Annotated in this window: 5 protein-coding genes; all 5 read right to left on the bottom strand. The window is 46.2% G+C overall.

The features are described 5' to 3' along the window. A partial coding sequence (locus VIM72_RS17945) for an L-serine ammonia-lyase (protein ID WP_332004203.1) occupies positions 1 to 1,171 on the bottom strand: 1,171 nt, incomplete at its 3' end. A gap of 103 nt (positions 1,172 to 1,274) precedes the next feature. Next, the gene (locus VIM72_RS17940; RefSeq protein ID WP_332004202.1) at positions 1,275 to 1,751 is read right to left on the bottom strand and encodes an FKBP-type peptidyl-prolyl cis-trans isomerase; all 477 of its coding nucleotides are present in this window, start codon (positions 1,749 to 1,751) and stop codon (positions 1,275 to 1,277) included. A 65-nt stretch (positions 1,752 to 1,816) separates the two neighbouring features. Beyond that, on the bottom strand, positions 1,817 to 2,296 hold the full coding sequence (locus tag VIM72_RS17935; RefSeq protein ID WP_332004201.1) for an FKBP-type peptidyl-prolyl cis-trans isomerase: 480 nt from the start codon (positions 2,294 to 2,296) through the stop codon (positions 1,817 to 1,819). A gap of 130 nt (positions 2,297 to 2,426) precedes the next feature. Further along, positions 2,427 to 4,064 (bottom strand): chaperonin GroEL, encoded by a 1,638-nt coding sequence (groL, locus tag VIM72_RS17930; protein WP_332004200.1) that lies wholly within the window; start codon positions 4,062 to 4,064, stop codon positions 2,427 to 2,429. A 50-nt stretch (positions 4,065 to 4,114) separates the two neighbouring features. Continuing rightward, positions 4,115 to 4,396: a co-chaperone GroES gene (locus VIM72_RS17925; RefSeq protein WP_079473337.1), complete on the bottom strand. Its 282-nt coding sequence runs from the start codon at positions 4,394 to 4,396 to the stop codon at positions 4,115 to 4,117. Between the last annotated feature and the right edge of the window lie 459 nt (positions 4,397 to 4,855).

Here is a 4,855-nt window from a genome sequence, read left to right as displayed (position 1 = left end):
GTTCCATAGCTATTTCCGCCGCCATCAGCACCTGGCGTTGGGAACCGCCCAGGCATTCGGTGAGGGCGGCTGCCGCCATGGCAGACGATACCCCTATTTCTGCCTGGCATCCGCCCATCGCGGCAGAAATGGTGGAGCGTTTTTTAAAGATGCTGCCTATTTCTGAAGCTGTAAGCAGGAACTGCTGGATCTTTTCTTCATGGAAGCCATCACAGAAAGCGATGAAATATTGTAAAACTGCCGGAATTACGCCCGCAGCACCATTGGTAGGCGCTGTTACCACTCTTCCGAAAGATGCATTCTCCTCATTTACGGCCAGTGCAAAACAGCTTACCCAGTCGAGCGTATAGCTGAAATGCTCACCACCCGCCCTGATAGCGTCAATCCACGATGCATAATCTGTATAGGTACGGCCTTTCAGTAATTTTTTATTGAGCACTGCAGCGCGGCGACCCACTTTCAATCCTCCGGGTAATTCCCCACTGGTATGACAGCCACGGTAGGTACATTCCTGCATTACGCGCCAGATGTTCAGCAGTCCTGCCCTGGTTTGCTCTTCCGGGCGCCAGGCCAGTTCATTTTCCAGCACCAGCTCGGAAATGCTGTACCCTGTTTTGATACACCATTGCAGCAGCTGACGGGCAGTATCTATAGGGAAGGGCAGATCCACCTGCTGTGCGTTACTGCCGGCATCTCCTTCCTGTACCACAAAGCCGCCACCGATGGAATACCAGGTAGAAGCCAGTTGCTCACCATCCATAAAAGTAACGAGGAAGGTAAGGGCGTTGGGGTGAAAGGGTAATGATTCTTCAAAGAGGAAATCAATATCTTCAACGGGGTCAAAATCTATTTCATATTTACCTGCTATTTTCATCCTGCGGTTGCGGCGGATATCATCCATTTTGGCATTGATCCGGGTTACATCAAAAGTTACCGGATCATCCCCGCAGAGGCCCAGCTGTACAGCAATGTCTGTACCGTGGCCGTGGCCTGTTTTGGCAAGGGAGCCATATAATAATACCTGCATTTTATTTACCGCTGGGAGTTTACCAGCCTGCTCCAGCTGATCCAGGAAACGCAGGGCGGCGCGCCAGGGCCCCAGGGTATGGGAACTGGAAGGGCCAACGCCTATCTTAAAAATGTCGAATACGGAAATACATTCGTGTGCCACTAATTTTTTATTTATCTGTAAAATTAACGGAAAGCGGGGGAATAATACAAATGCAAAAGCGGTACCGGCATAACCGGTACCGCTTTCAGTATGCGAGCACTAATTATTTATTAACGTAGTCTTTCAGCTTTACATTGAACAACAGCACAGAGTTGGCCGGGATCTTAGCAGAAGCGCTCGGGCCGTAAGCATAGATAGAAGGCAGGATCAGGTTAATTTCCCCACCCTTACGGATTTTAGGGATACCGATGGTCCATCCGGAGATCACCCTGTTCAGGTCGAACCTGGCGCTGTCGCTGCTGTCAAAAACCGTTTTATCCAGTAACTGGCCTTTATAGGATACCCATACATTGGCCGCAGGGTTTACTGAATCGCCCGTTCCTTTAGTAACGATCTGGTAAAAAATACCGCGGGGCTCATGTTGTACATTGGGAATATTATTGGCGGCTATATAAGCAACAATTTTTGCGGAATCTGCATCATATTGTGCAATAGGATCATAGGCAGGTCCATCATCTTTCTTCGAACAGGCAGCAAGCATTAACAGGAATAACCCTCCCAACAGGAAAACTTTCTTCATACAGTTACGGTTTCAGTTTTATGATAATTAAAAGGTGATAATACAATTGGCAAAAGATAATACATCTACCGGATACTTACCAGTTCCAGGTCAGAAATGAGGATAGCATTAGGAGGAATAATACCTGCGATGCCTACGGCGCCGTAAGCCAGGTTGGAAGGGATATATAACCTGATCTTGCCTCCCTGTGATATTTTCTGCAGTCCTATCTGCCAGCCTGGGATATGGTTCTTGAGCATACGGTGATCGAAATCGGTAGGCCCGAGGGAGGTGCCTACTACCTCGCCTGTAAGTAAATAATTAGTATAGATAACGGTGGGAATGGAAGTCGCTTTTACGAAATGGGTGCTGTCGCCGGGTTTCTGCACGGTATAATAAAGCCCCGAAACGTCCCTGGTGGCAATTTCGTTATGATCCAGCAGGTAACGCTGAATGCTGTTTTCGGCTACGGCATCCGCCTGTAGCAGTTCGTTGGAGGTGCTTTTCTTACAGCCTCCTGATATTAAAAGCAGGCTTACGCAAATTATTTTTACAACTGTATTCATCCGCTTCTGTTTACTATCTCGTTGTTAAACGGAGATCGGGGGATAAAGTTACAGCGGAAAAGTGATCCGCATAAAAAAACTCCTGCAGCACCAGGTCTGCAGGAGTTTTTTATGTTTTTACCAACTGATATTAGTAGTCCATGCCCATACCGTGGCCACCACCGCCCATAGCAGGAGCAGCAGCTTTAGGTTCTGGTTTGTCTGCGATTACACATTCGGTAGTCAGCAGCATAGAAGCGATAGACGCAGCATTTTCCAGTGCAATACGGGTAACTTTAGTTGGATCGATAACACCGGCAGCCAGTAAGTTTTCATAAACTTCTGTACGTGCGTTGAAACCGAAATCAGCTTTACCTTCTTTCACTTTCTGTACTACGATAGAACCTTCGATACCTGCGTTGGCAGTGATCTGGCGTAATGGTTCTTCGATAGCGCGTTTAACGATGGAAATACCGGTCTGTTCGTCGTTGTTGTCACCTTTCAGTGAGCTCAGGGCTTCGATAGCGCGGATGTAAGCCACACCACCACCAGGTACGATACCTTCTTCAACGGCAGCGCGGGTAGCGTGTAAAGCATCGTCCACACGGTCTTTCTTTTCTTTCATTTCTACTTCAGTAGCAGCACCAACGTACAGTACAGCCACACCACCGCTTAATTTAGCCAGGCGTTCCTGTAATTTTTCGCGGTCGTAGTCGGAAGTAGTTACTTCGATCTGCGCTTTGATCTGTCCGATGCGGGACTGGATCGCGTCTTTTTCACCTTTACCACCTACGATGGTAGAGTTGTCTTTATCGATAGTGATGGATTCTGCTTTACCGAGGTAAGTCAGGTCAGCATTTTCCAGTTTGTAACCTTGTTCTTCGCTGATAACGATACCACCGGTGAGGGTAGCGATGTCCTGCAGCATATCCTTTCTTCTGTCGCCGAAACCAGGAGCTTTTACAGCGGCCACTTTCAGGGTACCACGCAGTTTGTTTACCACCAGGGTGGCCAGTGCTTCACCTTCCAGATCTTCGGAGATGATTACCAGCGGAGCGCCCTGCTGTGCTACTTTTTCCAGGATGTGCAGGATGTCCTTCATAGTGCTGATCTTTTTATCGTAGATCAGGATATAAGGGTTAGACAGCTCAGCCTGCATTTTTTCGCTGTTGGTAATGAAGTAAGGAGACAGGTAACCACGGTCGAACTGCATACCTTCCACTACTTCTACAGTAGTATCGGTACCTTTTGCTTCTTCAACGGTGATAACGCCGTCTTTGGTTACTTTCTGCATTGCTTCAGCAATCAGTTTACCGATTTCAGCATCGTTGTTGGCGGAAATGGAAGCCACCTGTTCGATTTTCTGGGTATCGTTACCTACTTTTTCGGACTGTTTCTTGAGGTTTTCAACAACTGTTTTTACAGCTTTGTCGATACCGCGTTTCAGGTCCATTGGGTTAGCACCGGCAGCTACGTTTTTCAAACCGTCGCCGATGATAGCCTGTGCCAGCACAGTAGCAGTGGTAGTACCATCACCTGCCAGGTCAGCAGTTTTGGAAGCTACTTCTTTTACCATTTGTGCACCCATATTTTCAATAGCGTCTTCGAGTTCAATTTCTTTTGCTACGGAAACACCATCTTTGGTTACGCCCGGAGCACCGAATTTTTTCTCGATTACTACGTTACGGCCTTTAGGGCCCAGGGTCACTTTAACGGCATCAGCCAGTGTGTCAACGCCTTTCTTCATTTTGTTGCGGGCGTCTATATTAAAGAAGATTTGTTTTGCCATAATACTTTAAGATTTTTCTTTTAGGAATTAATTCATATCGCGGACAGCGCTTAAACGATTGCCAGGATATCAGATTCACGCATGATTAAGTAATCTTCGCCTTCGATAGGGAGTTCCTGACCAGAGTATTTACCATAGAGTACGGTATCTCCTACCTTCACAGTGATCGGTTCATCTTTTTTACCGGGTCCGGCAGCCACCACGGTGCCTCTCACAGGTTTTTCTTTCGCAGTATCGGGGATAATGATACCGCCAGCTGTTTTCTCTTCTGCTGCTGCAGGTTTCACGATTACCCTGTCAGCTAAAGGTTTAATACTTAATTGTTTAGCCATAGTAGTTTTTATTTAAAAAAGATGTTTGTGAATTTTGTTTCTTCCGCCCACGAGAATTATGCCAATGGCCTTTTCGGGTCAAATTTGCAGGTCACGAAGGTATCTACTTGCTTTCATACTGACAAATCATGACAAGCCACCCGAAAAAATGACAGAGCGGAGTTTGTCTGACTCAGGATTAAACTGATTATGCTGATTAGCCGGATAATTTTTTAGGCGAAGATTGTCGCGGAATTTGTCTTGGAACACTGATTACGCTGATTATGATGATTACATGGATGTCTTTTTGAGTTTTTTATAATAATAAAGGAAGATATGAGTGGCATATACGCTTTTATCTCAGAACTGTATTAAAAAAAATTAAGAAAAATATCCATATAATCATCATAATCAGCGTAATCAGTGTTCCAAGACAAATTCCGCGACAATCTTCGCCTAAAAAATTATCCGGCTAATCAG

The organism is Chitinophaga sp. (assembly GCF_036569185.1).
In the GTDB taxonomy this organism is placed as follows: Bacteria; Bacteroidota; Bacteroidia; order Chitinophagales; family Chitinophagaceae; genus Chitinophaga.
Note: the sequence above shows the minus strand (reverse complement) of the source record. Positions and strands in the feature narration are given on the sequence as shown.

Excerpts from the sequence above, each read along its gene's own strand:
- VIM72_RS17940 (WP_332004202.1), bottom strand. The coding sequence starts at position 1,751 with ATGAAGAAAGTTTTCCTGTTGGGAGGGTTATTCCTGTTAATGCTTGCT.
- VIM72_RS17935 (WP_332004201.1), bottom strand. The coding sequence starts at position 2,296 with ATGAATACAGTTGTAAAAATAATTTGCGTAAGCCTGCTTTTAATATCA.
- groL (WP_332004200.1), bottom strand. The coding sequence starts at position 4,064 with ATGGCAAAACAAATCTTCTTTAATATAGACGCCCGCAACAAAATGAAG.
- VIM72_RS17925 (WP_079473337.1), bottom strand. The coding sequence starts at position 4,396 with ATGGCTAAACAATTAAGTATTAAACCTTTAGCTGACAGGGTAATCGTG.